Here is a 16,565-nt window from a genome sequence, read left to right on the forward strand (position 1 = left end):
GACAGCCACGCGATCCGTATGTCGGTATAAGGCCGACGAGTCTTGACCGACGCACCGGGTTGGTCGCGAGAGCCCGCGCTCGGCCTGAACGAGATGCACGACAACCTGGAGTACCTGGGCTCGTCCCGGTTCAGGCGCGATGCAGCATGGAATCGGTGCGGTACGGGGCACCAAGCGCGGCGTTCAGGGATTCGGGCCCCAGCCCCGCCTCGCGCCAGCTCTCGGCCACCACACTTGCGATGGAGCGGCGGAAGCGGCTGCTGGAGAATTGTTCAGCGTGAGCCCTGATCACCGTGGGCTCGAACGTATCTTCCCGCGCCTCGAACTCGCCGATGGCATCGAGCACCGCCTCGACGGTCTGATCCTGGAAATGGACCCCGACGGTATCGTCGATCACGGTTTCCAGCGCGCCGCCGGAGGCGTAGGCGATCACCGGACGTCCGCAGGCCATCGCCTCGACCGGCAGGATCCCGAAATCCTCCTCTCCGGGAAACAGCAGCGCCCGGCAGCGCGACAGATGATCCTTGAGGACATCAAAGGGCTGGAAGCCGAGAAACCACACCGTCGGCCCGGCGATCGCCTTCAGCTGCTTCGTCGCCTCACCCTCGCCGATGATCACGAGAGGCTTGCGGGCACGGGTGCAGGCCTCCACCGCCAGATCGACGCGCTTGTAGTGCGTCAGCTGGCCTGCATAGAGATAGAAGTCGCCGCGCTCCTCGCCGATGGCGAAATCGTCCACGGCGACGGGGGGATGCACCACTGCAGCCGGCCGGTTGTAGTAACGGGAGATGCGTCGCGCGACATGGGCGGAGTTGGCGATGAAATGGTCGACCCGTGCAGATGTGGTGACGTCCCACATCCGCAACATCGGCGAGGTCACCGACATGGCCAGCCGCCCGGCAGCGTTCAGGTTGTTTCGGTAGACGTGATAGTGGTCCCAGATATAGCGCATCGGCGAATGGCAGTAGCACAGATGCAGTGCATCCGGCCGGGTCACAACACCCTTGGCGGGTCCCGATTCGCTGGAGATCACCAGATCGTATTCCTGCAGATCGAACTCCTCGATCGCGAAAGGCATCAGCGGAAGCAGCTTCTGGTAGTGGCGCCTCGCTCCCGGGATGCGCTGGAGAAAGGATGTCACGATCCGGCGTTCGCGCAGCATCGGGGATAGCTTCTCGCGATCGCAAACCAGCGTGAAGATGTCGGCCTCGGGAAACATCTCGCAGAGGTTTTCGACCACCTTCTCCCCGCCACGCATGCCGACGAGCCAGTAATGAATGATCGCGACCCTAGCCGGACGATCGCGGCGGGCGATCCGCGGGCTGGGAATCCGCCCAGCGGAAAGAGGAGGTGCTGCCGGTTGCACCGGCGGAGACGCGCGAACATTCATGGCCTTATACCTCCAGAGCGGCGGCAAGCCGTCCGATGCCGGCGCGCGTTTCAGCGAGGATGCGCTCTCGACGCCGTTCCGAGGGAAACACCGCCGCCGCTGCGTCGAGACGGCGCGGAATTCCGGACGGAGCAGCATTCCCGATAGCCACAACCTGTTCCGACAGTCCGACCGACGCCATGAACGCGTCGAGCTTCGGATCCCAGTGCAGCGCCAGGGCCGGTACCCCGTAGGAATAGGCGACGATGATCGCGTGCATCCGGAAGGCGATCAGCCGGTCGAGCCCGGCGATGGTCTCGCAGAGTTCGGCCGGCGTGCGCGGCTCGACGAAAGCGACCGATGGTGCGGCCGCTTCGAGGCGCTCGGCGATCGCCGCCAGCATTGCCTTGTCCTCGGGGCTGCCATTGGTAAAGGCGACGACACTGGCGCCGTCCTGACACAGGGCAGAGGCGGCGGCGACGTACCAGTCGGCCAGTTCGCCGGGCCGTAGCACCACATCGGAATGGTAGCGCACCGCCGTGTCGCTCATGATGCCGAGACCCACCCGGCGCCCGACGGATATGGGCCGCGCGGCACGATATGTCTCGCTGGCGAGAAGACCCGGATCGCGGACCAGTTCGGCGAGAACATGCAGGGCATGACCGAACAGCCGGTTCCAGTTGATCCTCGAAGCGTCGTCGCGCACGAACACTGCCTTCAGATCGGTACGCGCCAGCACTCTCGCCAGCATATGCCGGCCGGTGTCCGACCAGCGGGCTGCGCAGCCGACGCCGTAGAAGGCGACGGGCAGATCGCGGCGGGCCGCCTCGTCCAGCGCCAAGGCGAGTTTCGTGGGAAAGTTGAGGTCGAGATCGGCGAGAAGATTGCCGCCGCCGATCACCACCGCATCGCAGGCCTTTAGCCCGGTCTTGTAGTGCGGTCGCCATTTGCGCCGCGACTGCAGCGCCAGTGGCAGACGGACAGCGGTCCGGCGGACCGGCTGCGGGAGGTTGTTCAGAACGGACAAGGCCAGATGACGCCCGGCGCCCGATCCGCCATAGGCCTCTCGCCCGGCCAGGTCGATCGACGCGACATCGGCGGCGCCGAGCCTTCGTGCCAAGGCTTCCTCCAGGCATTCCGACAGGACGCCGTCGCCGAGATTCGGGCTGTATTTGACATTGAACAGGCGGATGCTCCGACCCGCGACCGACGCGGCGCCTTTGCGTGTAACCGTGGCGCAGGAAAACGGCAGCGTGTGATCGTCGAGGGCGTTCAGTGTCATGGCCGCAGCCCGTCCGCCGCCGTCGTCGCAAGGACGTCGCGGTAATGTCCCAGAAGGGCCTCGCACCAGGCCTCCGGCGTCTGGGCAATACGCCCCGCCCGTGCGAAGGCCCGCAGGCTCATCGCCTTCGTCTCTGCGTCGGACATGGCCGCGAACCCTGCCATCGCCTCTTCCAGAGCCGAGGGATCGTCGCCGGGATAGGAAAGGCCGATCCCGGCCGCGTCCACATCGGCCGCAAGCAATGCGCGATCGGACAGGATGACGGGAAGACCACTGAACGAGGCCTCGGCGGTCACCAGGCCGAAGGGTTCGGCATATTGCGTCGGCATGACCAGTGCCCGTGCGCTCGCTGCCATGGCCACGATATCCTCGCGCGCAAGCCAGCCGGTGAATTTTGCCGATGGATGGCGCTGTTCCAGCGTCTCGCGCAGCGGCCCGTCGCCGACGACGATTGCGGCATGGTTCAAAGCGTCGGCCGCGGCGAGGAACGCCTCGATGCCCTTTTCCGGCACCAGCCGGCCGACGAACAGAAACGCCGTGTTCGCCTCCGCTCGGACCCGCTGCGAGGTGAAGGGCCGGACCGGATTCCGCACCGTATGCAGCGCGCTCCCCGGATAGCCGGCCCGCTCCAGAAAGGGCTGCATGCCTTCATGCAGCATCAGGATCCGATGCGAGCCGTGCCTGGGTAGGCTCGATGCGAGGGACAGCGACCGAGCGCTGCGCCAGAGTTTCTGAGCGTAGCTCCGCTTGTCACAATGGGTCCGCATGCACGACAGGCCAAGGGGCTTGCGCTCGCAGACCTTGCCGGCCTGATAGTCATGATACGCGCCATTCGGGCATGCGAGGAAGAAGTCGTGGGCATGAACGACCAGGCGCCTGGACACCACGGACAGCACACGAAACAGCGTTGGCGAGAGGATCTTCGACCAACCATGGACATGATAGACGGTCGCCGGTGTGTCGTTGGCCCGGATCCAGTCCGCGACGAACGTTGCGACCGAGCGATTGTGGATGCCGCTCACCGCCGCGCCCAGGCCCCGGTCGAGAATATGGGCCTCCCCCATCGCGACCAGGTCCACGCCGCACCCGGCCAGTTCGCCGTGATCGGTCTCGCCGCCCGAGAGATAGACGACGGGAATGCCGCGCATCCGGATCATCTTGGCAGAAAGGAGGGCGAGATCGGTCGCGCCTCCCCTGGCTATGGATACGTCGTTGAGGATGACGACCCGCTCGATGTCCGGACGTGCACCCGCCCCACAGGCTGCGCCATCTTGGAGATCCGCGACCGGGCTGCACGGTCGGTCCTCGTCCCGCAGCACCTCACCCTCCATCGTGGCCGCTCCGAATCATGGCGCATGCACCTTCCGGACGGGTGGGGCCGTGGGACGGACCGACATGCTGCGAAGGATGACCATACCGCCCAGCGAGGCGGCAGTTGCCGCTCTCACCCTGTCCACGCTTCACCGCCGCTGCCGTTTCGACACTCGAAGGGCGGGGAGCCGCTCTGGTGATTTGGCGAGGTTGCAGGATCAGCCCCACGGGGCACGGGATCGCAGAATGCGAAGGACGCCAAGACATCCGGCCTGAGAACCGTGATGGCTCCCATTCCGAGTTCGATCAGATTCTTCTCCTCCCAGTTGTGAAGGCAGCGGTTCACCTTCTCACGGGAGGCCGGCAGCATGCAGGCGAGGTCATGCTGGGAGATCGTCACCGTGTCACCGGTCTCGCCGTCGCGCTCTTCGGATTGCGCCAACAGGCGCAACAGGCAGGATGCCAGACGCGCAGGCAGGCTCGGCGTGGCACCGCAGACGACCTTGATCTTCAGATTGGCGATCTTTGCGAGCGCCTCCGTCCACATGGCCTGGCGAAATTTCGGCCAGACTTCCATAGCCTCAAGCAATGTTCGCCGATCGATCAGCAACGCCGTGCACCGGGTCTTGGCGACCATTTCCATCGCAACGGCCCTTGTCTCGGACAGGTTATTCCATCCGAAGAGCGAGCCCTTCGACAAGACATCGATGATGAACACGCGCCCATCAGCGAGATACGAAGTCGCGTAGGCTGTTCCTTCGATCACAATCGCGATCCCCCCCGACGAATGCTCGGAGGAGCTGATCACCGCCCCCTTGGAAAATACTCGGACGGTAGAAAGATTCGCGAAGTGCTCGGTCGCACCGTCTTCTATATTTGCGAGAAACGGGACGCTTCTCAGATACTCTACGCTGTTGCACCTCTTTTTCTCAGTTGTCATTTCAGCGCACCTTCCGAATAACCGCAAATCAGAATATAGTGCTCGGAAAGACACTTTCGAATGTACAGTGCGTCCATCGATCACAACCCATCGTTGCGTTTATTTCTAATATGCTTCATTATGCAGCGCACAAACACACTATGCATCGTTTATCTGGTACCGTTTTATTTAGAGATATCACGATTTTTTTTACGCTCCTATGACCTCGGTCACAGACTTCCTGACCTGACCTGCCGTTAGGTCCCCTTATCAAAGCGTTAACGGAATTGTGCATCGCACATTCGTCGTCTGGAGGTCTCATGCCGTCCGACCCGTCGCACGCCTCTCTGCTCACGAACACGGCCAGCTTTTCCGACGCCTCCGCATCACAACGCAACGTCAGCAGCACCGAACCTTACGGAGGGCGGGCCAAGCGCGTCATCGATTTCACTCTGGCGCTGGTCGGGCTGATCCTGCTGGCGCCGCTCTTCCTGCTCGCCGCGATTGCAGTGAAACTGTCGGATCAGGGTCCCGTCTTATTCTCGCACGAGCGAGTGGGGTTTCGCGGCGGCTCCTTCGGCTGCCTGAAGTTTCGCACGATGCGGATCGATGCCGCCGAGCGCCTTGCCGAGCACCTGCGGTCCGACCCGGAGGTCGTGGAAGAGTGGAACGCTACCCGGAAGCTCAAGAACGACCCGAGGATTACCGCGATCGGAACGCTGCTGCGCAGATCGAGCATTGATGAGTTGCCGCAGCTCATCAATGTCCTGCGGGGCGAGATGAGCCTGGTCGGGCCCCGTCCGGTGGTCGCCGACGAGCTGACAAAATACGGGGCGCTCGTTGGTCTGTATCTTTCGGCCCGGCCGGGCCTGACCGGCCTGTGGCAGGTCAGCGGCCGCAGCGACACGACCTACGACCAGCGGGTTCGGCTCGACGCCGACTACCTCTCCCGGTTTTCCCTGGTCGCCGACACGGAAATCATTTTGAAGACCGTCCCGGCCCTGTTCTCCCAGCGCGGCTCCTACTGAGCCGCCCAGACCCCGATCCCGCGGCTTCCGGGCCGCAGATCCACGACAACGCTACCCAACCCTTCTCATCCGGCGACCCGGGCCCTGCGAACGATCCGCACGCTCCCGCAACGCCATGACGGAGCACCGATGCAAGTCGAGTTGATTGGCCTGATAGTCTTGATTGCCGGCGCCCTGACGGTGCATCGGGGTCTTGGATTCGGGCTTGCGGCCCTGTCATCGTTCAGTCTGCTCGGCGCGTCGGCAGCCCTGATCCTGCCTGCGCTCGGTGGCGCCAGCATCCAGCCGGCACATCTGTTGCTGGCCTTCCTCTGCGCCGCATTGGCGCTGCGTCCGAAGACCTTCGGTATCGCGTTCTCGGCCCTCCACTACCCGGGTCCCGGCTTCTGGTTCGCTCTCTTCGTCGTCTACGGCGTCGTCACGGCGATGTTCCTGCCGCGCATCTTCGCCGGGTCGACCGTGACCTACTCGCTCGCCCGCGGCAACGATCTCCACTACATCCTCGCCACCCCGCTGAAGCCGACGGCCACGAACCTCACCCAAGCCGTCTATCTCCTCGGCGACCTCGTCTGTTTTGCCGCCGCCTTCGCCTATGCCCGGCTCGGCCGCGCGACAGCGCTGGCCAAGGCGATCATTGCCACCGGCGTGGTCTGCGTCGGCTTCGCCTTCCTCGACCTTGCCACCTACGCCACCGGTACGCAGGCGCTGATGGACGTCATCCGGAACGCGAACTACCGCATGCTGGAGGATGGCGAGATCAACGGCTTCAAGAGGATCGTCGGCTCGTTCAGCGAGGCTGGCGCCTATGGTTACGTCGCGCTCGCCTTCTACGGCTTTTCTCTGATGCTCTGGTTGGAGGGCGATCGTTCGCGCTTCGTCGGGCCGCTCGCCGTCACCCTCCTGGCGACGATCCTTCTGGCAACGTCGAGTACGGCCTATGCCGCAACGGCAGTCCTGTCGCTGGGCGTCCTAGGCTATTGCGTGGCGGCAGTGGTCCGGCGGCGCGCCGGCCCCCGCCACCTCCTCTACATCCTGGCCTTCGTCGTGGTCGTGCCGGTCATCGTCGCAGGTTCGACGCTGCTGCCGGAAGTGCGCGACACCGTCTCCGCTCTGGTCCAGGAAACCGTTGTCACCAAGTTGGAAAGCCAGTCGGGCGTGGAGCGCATGCGCTGGAACGAACGGGCGCTGACCTCCTTCGCCGACACCGCAGGCATGGGCGGCGGGCTCGGCAGCATCCGCACGTCGAGCTTCATCGTGGCGCTCCTGTCGAATGTCGGCATTCCGGGCGCCCTTCTCTTCCTGACCTTCTTCGTCTCGCTGCTGCGCCTCGCCATCGCCACCACCAAGCAGGCCGACAGTGATCCGATCGTGATCGCGGCACTGACGGCCTGTTTCGCCCAGATCACCGCCGCGTCGATCTCCGCCGGTTCGGTGGATCTGGGCATCGGCTTCTGTCTGATGGCGGGCCTTGCAACGGGGACAACCCAGGCCTCGAGCGCGCGGCAGGAGACGGCCCTGCCCTTTGCGCCCACATGGTTCGGCGGCCCGGCCCAAGCCCTTCGCATCCCGGCGGGTTTCGTCACAAGGCTGCCGCTCGCCCCGGCGCCGCTCGGAGGATCACGGTCTTGACGTCCCATCGCAGCCCCCTTGCCACGATCCCGGTCGGCTATCCGCTCACGCCCCACCATCCCGAGCGCGAGCGTCCGCTCGACCTGCGCAGGATTTTCGAATTCCTGATCGGCAGCTGGCTTCCGATCCTCGGCATGGCCGCGCTGTTCGGGGGTGCCGCCGCGACCTACGCACTGACCACGCCGCCGACCTATTCGAGCACCACCCAGCTCATGCTCAATCTCGGCCAGACACGCGGTCCTGAGGGCGCTTCCTCGATCGCCGAGCAGGCCATGATGGAAGGTCAGATCGAGGTCGCCCAGTCCAACAATGTCCTGGCCGCGGTGATCAGCCAGCAAAACCTGCTGGAAGACCCGGAATTCTCCGATACCAGCGTCTCGATCGTCGGGAGCCTTCGTGATCTCCTGGCGATGGCGACAAACGACCCGACCCAACCCGCCACGCCACCCCCAGCCGCGAAGGCGCCGGCCAGTGCCGGGGACGATACCGCCGAAGCACTGAGCGGGGTGCGGCCCCAGGATCGCGTCATGGCCGCCCTGAGAAAGCAGATCTGGGTGCGCCGCGTCGGCCAGTCGCCGGTCATCGAGATCGCCGTGACCTCGGTCGATCCGGTCAAGGCCGCGACGCTCGCCAATGCCTTCGCCGCCAACTTCATCGCCCACAACATCGCGATGAAGTCGTCGGCCGCACGCCTGTCGGCGAACTGGCTGGCCGAGCAGGTCAAGGCGCTCCAGCAGCAGGTTTTCGAAGCGGAGCGCGCGGTTGGCGACTTCCGCTCGTCCGGCGCGCCGACCGATCAGTACAAGCTCGCCGAGCTCGAAGCGGTCGCCGACACCACCCGGGAGCTCTACAAGACCTATCTCCAGAGGGCGGCCGAGACCCGTCAGCAGGTCTCCAACCCCCTGTCCGACGCGACGGTCCTTTCGGAAGCCACCGTGCCGATCGGCAAGAGCCATCCGCGCAGCGGCCTCATCGTCGCCCTCGCGCTGGTGCTGGGAGCCGGAGCGGGAACCGCCGGGGCCATCGTGCGCCGTGTCGTCAAGCGCGAGATCACTTCCGCCGATCGCGTGCGCAACAGCACGGGCATCTACAGCGTCAGCACGGTCCGGCGCCTACGCCGCCGCACACTGCTTCGGCGCCGCAGCCTGCCTTTCCCGACCCTGTGCGACGACAGCAAGACCGCCCGCATCAAGAGCCGCTTCTTTCGCAACGACATGGACGAACTGCGCGCCAGCCTCGACGGGCTTCGCCGCCGCCGCGACGCCCGGATCATCGGCTTCGTCGGGGCCGACGCCGATGTCGGTGCCACGACCATCGCGTTCAACCTGGCATGGCTCTGGTCCCGGTCGGGTGCCCGCACCTTGCTGATCGACGCGGACAGCGAGCGCCGTACCCTCAGCCAGACGCTGGGCGCGCCGGACGGGCCGGGGCTGTCGGACCTGCTGGAAGGAACCGCCCAGACAGCGGCGACCCTGCGCGATGTCACCCCGTCCTTGTCGTTTCTGCCGATCGGGCGCACCGACGACGTCACGCCGGCCGCACGGATCTCATCGCAGCGCACGGCGTGGCGCTTTTCCGACGCGGGCGATCAGTTCGATCTCATCATCGTCGACCTGCCGGCCATGGCCCATTCGGCTGATGCCCGGTCCATCGCCCCCCATCTCGACGCGCTGGTGCTGGTCACCCGCTACGGCACGACGCTGGTCGAACACGTCGTGACCCTCGTCGATTCCCTTCAGGAAATCGGGACCGAGCCCATCAGCATCGTCGTCAATCAGGCGCCGTCCGTATCGCAGCAGAGGTGATCCCATGAGCATTGCACAGATCGTCCAGAGCCCGGACCTGAAGGAAAAGGTCCGACGGACCCTGAAGTCGATCGGCTACGAGACCGACGACTGGGTTCGCGTGATGATGTACCGCGACGCCTTCGCCTTCATCCGCGAACTGGGTCCGCAGACCCTCGACACGCTGGAGATTTCCGGTGGGGTGCAGTGGCGCCGGGAGTTCGGTTTCCGCAGTTACCGCGCTACCGAATATCCCGGCTTCGACATCTGCGCCGAGACGCTCGACGAGCGCTTCGACCTGATCATCGCCGACCAGGTCTTCGAGCATCTGAAAAAGCCGACGGCGGCCGCCCGCAATGTCCACGCGATGCTGCGGCCGGGCGGCTACTTCATCATCGCGACGCCGTTTCTCCTGCGCGTTCACGCCTCGCCGATCGACTGCAACCGCTGGACCGAGACCGGCCTCGCACAGCTTCTGGAGGATGCAGGCTTTCCCGCCGACCACATCACCACGCGGTCATGGGGCAATCGCAGCTGTGTGAAGGCCAATTTCTCGCGCTGGGCCAAGCCCGGCCTGTTCGGCTCGCTGAAGAACGAACCCGATTTCCCGGTCATGGTCTGGGCCTATGCCCGCAAGCCGCTGGCCGGTGCAGAGGATCATCCGCAATGAGCCCCGCCGGCGCGTCCCCGCTGCGGATAGCCATCAGCATCGCGACCGCCGGCCGTCCGGACATACTGGAACGTGTCGTCGGCCTACTCGACCGTCAGGTCCGGCCACCCGATGCGATCCTCGTCTGCTCGCCGGATCAGCGAGACATCGACCGTATCGCGGCCGCCTTTCCGCAGGTCCGTGCCATGCAGGGCGAACGCGGCCTGCCGCGCCAGCGCAACCGTCTTCTCGCCGAGGCGCGCGACGTCGATATCCTGCTCTTCATCGACGACGATTTCCTGCTGGGCCCGGACTATCTGGCCACGCTGGAACGCATCTTCGCCGGACACCCCGACATCGCGATGATTACCGGACGGGTGGTCGCAGACGGCATCAAGGGACCGGGATTGTCCGTCGACGAAGGCTTGGCGCGGCTCGCCTCCGCCGCGCCTGCGACCGGTGCCGACCTGGCCGAGGTCTACAATGGCTACGGCTGCAACATGGCGGTCCGCATGGATGCCGTCCGTCGGCACCGGTTGCGCTTCGACGAGGCGCTGCCGCTCTATGGCTGGCTCGAGGACATGGATTTCAGCCGCAGCGTTGCGCCCTATGGGCGGATCATGCGCGCCCGCGACGCGGTCGGGGTTCATCTGGGGGCTAAATCCGGCCGCCAGCCGGGCTTGCGGCTTGGCTACTCCCAGATCGCCAATCCGGTGCATCTGATGCGCAAGGGCACCTGCTCCTGGCAGAAGGGTCTGGCGCAGATCGGCCGCAACCTCGTCGCCAATCTTTACGGCACGGTGCGCGGCGAGGCCGGCATCGACCGTCCGGGGCGCCTTGCCGGCAATGCAGCGGCGATCGCCGACCTCGTCCGCCTGCGCCTCAGTCCATCCAGAATCCTGGCGATGTGAGGCGGCCATGAGCAAGCTCGCGACGCTTCAGGTGCTACGCGGTCTGGCTGCGGTCACGGTCGTGGTCGATCACGCCATCCTGCGGCAGGCCGAGTGGTCGCAGACGTCGAAGACCGTCGTGCGTGCAGCCGAATACAGCGGCGCATTGGCGGTCGCGGTCTTCTTCGTGATCAGCGGCTTCATCATGCTCCACACCAGCGCGCGCAGCTACGGCGCGCCCGGTGCGGTCCGGGTCTTCCTGGTCAAACGCCTGTGGCGGATCGTGCCGCTCTACTGGATCGCGACATCGCTCGAACTCGTCCTGCGGCTGCGGGCCGGCGCGGAGGTGACCCTCGACCGGGTGCTCGCCGCTTATCTGTTCGTCCCCTACCCGGTCGCACAGGGCGAGTACATGCGGCCCCTCCTGGGGGTTGGCTGGACACTCAACTACGAGATGTTCTTCTACCTGCTCTTCGCCGCCTCCCTCGCCCTGCCCATCCGCCGCGGCCTCCCGCTGCTGTTCGCTGCCCTCCTTTCGATCGTCGCGCTCGGGGCGTTCTTCATCACGCCGCTGAACGACGTCTCGCCGCCTCACACGATCCTGAACTTCCTCAGCGAACCGATCATCCTGCTGTTCCCCGCCGGGATGCTGGTCGCGCTTCTGAACAAGTCCGGCTGGCTACCCGTCATTCCCGGAGCCCTGGCGATCATCCTGCTGCTGCTTGGCGAAAACCTTCTCGGATTTTCGCTCTTCGTCGACCGGACTCCGGCACCCTTCGTCTGGTGGGGCGCGACCTGGGTCGTGTGCGCGATCGCCATCGGCCTGAGCGTGGCCGCCCGCGAGGCACAACGCCCGACGCCCGTCTTGCGCTCGGGCGTCTGGCTCGGTGACGTCAGCTACGCCCTCTACCTCTTCCATTTCTTCACGATCGTGGCCGCCGAAAAGATCTGGTGGTCGCTGTTCGGCGTCGCGCACAGCCAGATCGCCTTCGTCGCCTTTGCGACCGCCGCGTCGATCGCCGCGGCCGGTGTCATCCACTTGGCCGTCGAGCAGCCGATCATGCGGCTGTTGCGCGGTCGCAGCGTTGCCTCCAGGCCCATCCCTCAGACGGCTCTCGCCAGCTTGATGCGCAATTCCGGGGGCTCCTGATGCGCGGCCTCTGTCTCCCCTCCCGATGCAACCAGCGAAAGTAGCGATCATGCGTCATGCCACCTGGACCGCCATCGAAGGCAATTCGGTCGCCATGGAAGCCTACCGGGCCTATCGGCGCCTGCCCGGCATCGTGCGCGCGCCGGCGCGCTGGCTCGTCGCCCCGCGCTGGCACGCTGCCTGCGCCTATGTCGTCGGCCGCTCCGGCGGGCGCGTGGTGGACGGGCCCTTCGAGGGCATGAAGCTGCGGCTCAGCGCCGTATCGAGCCGCCATCTCCTCGGCTACATCCTGGGGACGCAGGAACTCGAACTGCACGGGGTCGTCGAGGACATCATCGCCCGGGGATACCGCAACATCATCAATGTCGGCGTGGCCGACGGCTATTACGCCATCGGCTTCGCCCGCCGCATGCCGGCCGCCCGCATCATCGGCTTCGAGGGTCTGCCGGAACATCACCCGCTGGTGCGAAGCGCGGCCGAGGAGAACGGCGTCTCCGACCGGATCGTCCTGCGCGGCTTCTGCGAGACGCACGACCTCGATCGTGCGCTCGACGAAACCGGCCCGGGCAGCCTCATCCTCTGCGATATCGAGGGCGGCGAGAAGGCCCTCCTCGACCCGAGCCTCACGCCGGCCTTGGCCCAGGCCGATCTCCTCGTAGAGACCCATGACGGCCTCGTGCCCGGCTGCACCCGGACGCTGATCCAGCGCTTCGAGAAGACCCACGACATCCTCTCCATCTTCGCCGAACCGCGGACGGCGGCGGATTTCCCGTCGGAAAAGCTGCCGGCCCTGGTGAAACTGGCGCCGAGGACGGCGGTCGAACTGATGAACGAGCGCCGGACCGGCGTGCAGGAATGGCTCTACATGACGGCCCATGCGCGCGTCGGCCTTACCGACGGCTACGGGGAGCACAGGCTTTCATGAAGCTGCTCCTCGCCAGCGGTACCCCGCATCTGCCCCAGCTCTCGGGCGGGCTGGAAGTCAACTCGCATCTGGCGGCCCTGGAACTGACCCGCCGCGGCCACCGGGCCTCCGTGCTCGCCAAGCTCTCGGTGCGCGACGGCTTCGGCATGACCCGCTTCATGGCGAATTGTCTCGCCCGGCGGGACGTCTCCCGCGACCGCAAACTGGGCTACGACGTCTATCGTTCGATCCGTCCCTGGCGCGACCTGCGGGGCCTCGACCGGCCGGACATCGTCGTTGTGCAGAACGGCAACATGGTGGAGATGGGGCGCAATTTTCGCCGCGACGGCATCGCCAGCGTTGCGTATCTGCACGGACTGGAATTCGAAAGCGGCCCGCGTGCCTGGCAGGGCGCGGCGGCCGACCTGCCGTTCTCACACTACATCGCGAATTCGGAATTCACCGCCGACAAGTTCCAGCGGCGGTTCGGTATCCGGCCAAGCATCATCCCGCCGATCTTTCCGGCCGGCGAATACCGGACGGTGCCGCGCGCGCGCAACGTGACCTTCATCAACCCGGTGCCGGTCAAGGGACGCGATCTCGCCTTCGCCATCGCCGAACGCTGCCCCGAGATTTCCTTTCTCTTCGTGCGTGGCTGGCCCCTCTCGGGCAAGGCCGAGGCGGCGCTGCGCCGCCGGGCGGAGGCGCTGGGAAATGTCCATCTTCTCGACCGGCAATCGGCAATGAAGCCGGTCTACGAGCAGACACACATCCTCCTTGCCCCGAGCCAGTGGGAAGAGACTTGGGGCCGCGTCGCCAGCGAGGCGCAGTTCAGCGGCATTCCGGTGCTGGCAAGCCTGCGTGGCGGCCTGCCGGAAGCCGTCGGCCCCGGGGGCCGGCTTCTGGCACACAACGCCCCGGCCGACCTCTGGGCCGAGACGCTGCGCCACATGTGGCATGACGAACACGAGCATGCGCGCCTCAGCGAGGCCGCCTTCGCGCATGCGGCGCGGGCCGAGATCGATATTCGCGAGCAGACGGACCGCCTGGTCGCGATCGCCGAGGCGGCGGCCGCATGAGCCCCCGGCTGGTCCCTTACGGCGCGCGGCAGGACCGCACTTCGGCGGGCCTGCCGGCCACGGGCGGCCTACTCGCCCGCCAGCCGCCAAGCCTTCACGTAATCGACCTCCATGACCGAGGGATCCGGGGCGTCTTCGATGGGCCATCCCGCGCCGAGGCCGAGATCGACGAGCATGTAGAAGCTGCCGTCGCCAAGCTCGACCGGAGTCGGCTGCGACCAGACCTTCCGGCCATTGAAATAATAATCGATGGTCATCGGCCCGACAGCCACCCCGTAGGTGTGGAAGCCGGAATAGAGGCTGCTCTCGGACACAGGGACATGTCCGGTGGCACTGCGGCTGTTTTCCGGAACCTGCCGGTCCCAGACATGCAGCGACGCGCTGTAGCGGGCCGGCTCGTGGCCGTAATGCTCGACAGCATCGACCTCGATGGTGCGCGCCTCGTTGCGGTCGATCAGCCAGAAGGCCGGCCAGGTTCCGGCACCTTCGGGGAACCGCGCCCGCATCTCGAAATAGCCGTAGAGAAGGCTGAACCCATCGCCTTTTGGATCGGCGGACGCGAGAAGGCCGGATTCCCACTTGCCGGCCTCGTCGCGGCGCGCCTCGATGCTGAGCACGCCATCCTGGACGGTGAACGGAAATCCCTCGCGCGGATCGACGAATTTGGCGTCGCCGAAATCCCCGTTCCAGGGCGTGTGGGCGATCCAGCGGGTGCCCGGTCCCCAGGCGGACACATCGAGGGCGTCGAAATTGTCCTCGAAGACCAGTTCCGCCCCTTCCAGATCGATGCGCTCGCCAAAAAATTGGTCGAGTGCGCCCGTATAGGCAGCGAGGCCGGCAGCGGCGGCAAGCCCGACCGCCGTAACGGAAAGAACGCGGACGAAGAACGCCATCAAATCGGACCTTCCATTGCTGCGCACCGTTGTGCGCAGATATTCACTACGCGAGTATCGAGATATAATCAACAATATTTTAGTATATTATCTGAATTATACTTCACCCCACGGAGGATGTAGTGGATGCCTGATGCCCTCCTGAAGAAATCGACGGGATCGGCCATTGCCGGCGCGGCGACGTTGCTGGCAGGTTTCGTCAGCACGGTGGTCGTGGCCAACCTGCTCGGTGTCGAAGGCGCCGGGCTCGTTGCCTTGGCGGTGTGGCTGTCGGTGGTCCTGGCCCCGGTCATCGACGGAGGGACGTCGCTGAGCGTGCTGCGTTTCTTCGCCGACCGGTCCGGGCGCGAAGACCATCGGGGCGCTCGGGCGCTTGCCGGCTTCCTGTTGCGCCGGCTCCTCGGCTTCGCGGCGGTCGCGGCAAGCGCCGCGGTCGCTGTTGCCGTGCTCGCGCCGGGCCCCGCACGCGACGCGATCGCTACGCTGTTTCCTGCCGTCGACACGCGCACCGCGACCGCACTGGTCTCGCTGGTCGTCGCCCTGACCGTGGCCCAGGCTCTCGCCACCTTCACCATCAGCTACCATCGCGGTGCCCAAGCCTTCAGTTCGCTGGCAAAGATCGCGGCCCTCGCCTTCGTCCTGCAGGTCGCGGCCGTCACGATCGGCACGCTTCTCTACGGCGCGACCGGCGCTGTCGCCGGCTATGTCCTCGGCCAGACGACGCTGGCGCTCTTCGCACTGCCGCTCGTCCTGCACCGCGGGCCGCTCGATCGGGCCCTGAAGCGCGAGATCTGGCAATACGGGCGCTACGCTTGGGCCGCGAACATGTGCAACATCTTCGTCTGGTCGCGGATGGAGATCCTGTTCCTGCAGCTCTCCTGGGGGGCGGCCGAGGTCGGGTTGTTCAGCGTGGCGATCGCACTGTCGGCGCTCGCCTCGCAGGGCCCCCTGCTTCTGACCAGTGCTTTCCTGCCGGTCCTGGCCGGCCACAACAGCCGTGGCGACCGCGGCGCCGTGCAGACGGTGTTCTCCAACGGGACCGCCATCGTGGCGCTGCTGGCCCTGCCGGCCTGCTTTGGCATGGCGGCCGTTGCCCAGCCGATGATCGTGCTGCTCTACGGGTCGGATTTCGCCGCCGCCGGAACGGCCTCCGCGATCATCCTCGTCGCGGCCGCGATCTCGGTCTCCTCGACGATCGGCACCCATCTGGTCAATGCGCTCGGTCGTAGCGATTTCATCTTCTGGTCGTCCATCGCCGGAGCGGTCCTGGCCGTGGCGCTCGGCTTCCTGATCATCCCCGAATTCGGTCTCGTCGGTGCGGCGCTGACCCGCGCCTCGGTGCAGATCGCCGCCGTCATGCTCGGCATCTGGTTCATCACCCGGCGCCTGAGATACGCCTATCCCTTCGCCCGCCTGATCCGCCTGACCCTGGCCGCCGCTGCCCCGGCCGGCGCCGCATTCGCGGCCACTCAACTGGTCGCCGGGCCGCTCGGCCTTCTGGAGGCGATCCTCGCGGGTTTCGTGGTTTATCCGCTTTCGCTTCGGCTCTTCGGGGCTCTTGGCCCGGATGAACGCGCCGCGATCATCCATTTTGCAGAGCGCTTTCCGCCCTTTTCCCGTCCCGCGGCCAACGCCTTCGTGTCGTTTCTCGCGCCCGCCCATCAATCCTGACGCCACG

Annotated in this window: 14 protein-coding genes; 9 read left to right on the plus strand and 5 right to left on the minus strand. The window is 65.9% G+C overall.

Going from position 1 to position 16,565, the window contains the following annotated elements; genetic code table 11:
* Positions 1-130: 130 nt before the first annotated feature.
* From SI859A1_RS11450 to SI859A1_RS11465, 4 genes are all read right to left on the minus strand, one after another.
* The gene (locus SI859A1_RS11450; protein ID WP_040325716.1) at positions 131-1,390 is read right to left on the minus strand and encodes a glycosyltransferase family 4 protein; all 1,260 of its coding nucleotides are present in this window, start codon (positions 1,388-1,390) and stop codon (positions 131-133) included.
* Between the two features lie 4 nt (positions 1,391-1,394).
* Positions 1,395-2,651: a polysaccharide pyruvyl transferase family protein gene (locus SI859A1_RS11455; RefSeq protein ID WP_009209927.1), complete on the minus strand. Its 1,257-nt coding sequence runs from the start codon at positions 2,649-2,651 to the stop codon at positions 1,395-1,397.
* Positions 2,648-3,799, minus strand: a complete 1,152-nt coding sequence (locus SI859A1_RS11460) for a glycosyltransferase (RefSeq protein ID WP_161600120.1) — start codon at positions 3,797-3,799, stop codon at positions 2,648-2,650. The genes SI859A1_RS11455 and SI859A1_RS11460 overlap by 4 nt, the downstream gene beginning before the upstream one ends.
* A gap of 296 nt (positions 3,800-4,095) precedes the next feature.
* Positions 4,096-4,902 (minus strand): Crp/Fnr family transcriptional regulator, encoded by an 807-nt coding sequence (locus tag SI859A1_RS11465; protein ID WP_040325717.1) that lies wholly within the window; start codon positions 4,900-4,902, stop codon positions 4,096-4,098.
* Between the two features lie 299 nt (positions 4,903-5,201).
* Between SI859A1_RS11465 and SI859A1_RS11470 the strand changes: the two genes are divergently transcribed.
* The 8 genes from SI859A1_RS11470 to SI859A1_RS11505 all read left to right on the plus strand — a co-directional run bounded on the left by SI859A1_RS11470 (position 5,202) and on the right by SI859A1_RS11505 (position 13,994).
* Entirely contained in the window at positions 5,202-5,909 is a 708-nt protein-coding gene (locus tag SI859A1_RS11470; protein WP_009209930.1) for a sugar transferase, read from the plus strand.
* A gap of 129 nt (positions 5,910-6,038) precedes the next feature.
* Positions 6,039-7,538: a hypothetical protein gene (locus SI859A1_RS11475; protein WP_009209931.1), complete on the plus strand. Its 1,500-nt coding sequence runs from the start codon at positions 6,039-6,041 to the stop codon at positions 7,536-7,538.
* Entirely contained in the window at positions 7,535-9,343 is a 1,809-nt protein-coding gene (locus SI859A1_RS11480) for a CpsD/CapB family tyrosine-protein kinase (RefSeq protein ID WP_009209932.1), read from the plus strand. Before SI859A1_RS11475 ends, SI859A1_RS11480 begins: the two co-directional genes overlap by 4 nt.
* Positions 9,344-9,347: 4 nt before the next feature.
* On the plus strand, positions 9,348-9,992 hold the full coding sequence (locus SI859A1_RS11485; protein ID WP_009209933.1) for a class I SAM-dependent methyltransferase: 645 nt from the start codon (positions 9,348-9,350) through the stop codon (positions 9,990-9,992).
* A complete protein-coding gene (locus tag SI859A1_RS11490) occupies positions 9,989-10,882 on the plus strand; it encodes a glycosyltransferase family 2 protein (protein WP_009209934.1) in 894 nt (297 codons plus the stop codon). The genes SI859A1_RS11485 and SI859A1_RS11490 overlap by 4 nt, the downstream gene beginning before the upstream one ends.
* Positions 10,818-12,011 carry an acyltransferase family protein gene (locus SI859A1_RS11495; RefSeq protein ID WP_081451377.1) on the plus strand — a complete coding sequence of 398 codons (1,194 nt, stop codon included), beginning with the start codon at positions 10,818-10,820 and terminating at the stop codon, positions 12,009-12,011. Before SI859A1_RS11490 ends, SI859A1_RS11495 begins: the two co-directional genes overlap by 65 nt.
* Positions 12,012-12,060: 49 nt before the next feature.
* Positions 12,061-12,936 carry a class I SAM-dependent methyltransferase gene (locus tag SI859A1_RS11500; RefSeq protein ID WP_040325718.1) on the plus strand — a complete coding sequence of 292 codons (876 nt, stop codon included), beginning with the start codon at positions 12,061-12,063 and terminating at the stop codon, positions 12,934-12,936.
* Positions 12,933-13,994, plus strand: a complete 1,062-nt coding sequence (locus SI859A1_RS11505) for a glycosyltransferase (protein WP_009209937.1) — start codon at positions 12,933-12,935, stop codon at positions 13,992-13,994. The genes SI859A1_RS11500 and SI859A1_RS11505 overlap by 4 nt, the downstream gene beginning before the upstream one ends.
* Positions 13,995-14,062: 68 nt before the next feature.
* Here the strand turns inward: SI859A1_RS11505 and SI859A1_RS11510 are convergent, their stop codons facing one another.
* The gene (locus SI859A1_RS11510) at positions 14,063-14,887 is read right to left on the minus strand and encodes a glycoside hydrolase family 16 protein (protein ID WP_148233816.1); all 825 of its coding nucleotides are present in this window, start codon (positions 14,885-14,887) and stop codon (positions 14,063-14,065) included.
* Positions 14,888-15,013: 126 nt separating this feature from the next.
* Between SI859A1_RS11510 and SI859A1_RS11515 the strand changes: the two genes are divergently transcribed.
* Entirely contained in the window at positions 15,014-16,558 is a 1,545-nt protein-coding gene (locus tag SI859A1_RS11515) for an oligosaccharide flippase family protein (RefSeq protein WP_040325719.1), read from the plus strand.
* Positions 16,559-16,565 lie beyond the last annotated feature (7 nt).

Origin of the sequence: Aurantimonas manganoxydans SI85-9A1 (assembly GCF_000153465.1) — a bacterium.
GTDB classification, from domain to species: domain Bacteria; phylum Pseudomonadota; class Alphaproteobacteria; order Rhizobiales; family Rhizobiaceae; genus Aurantimonas; species Aurantimonas manganoxydans.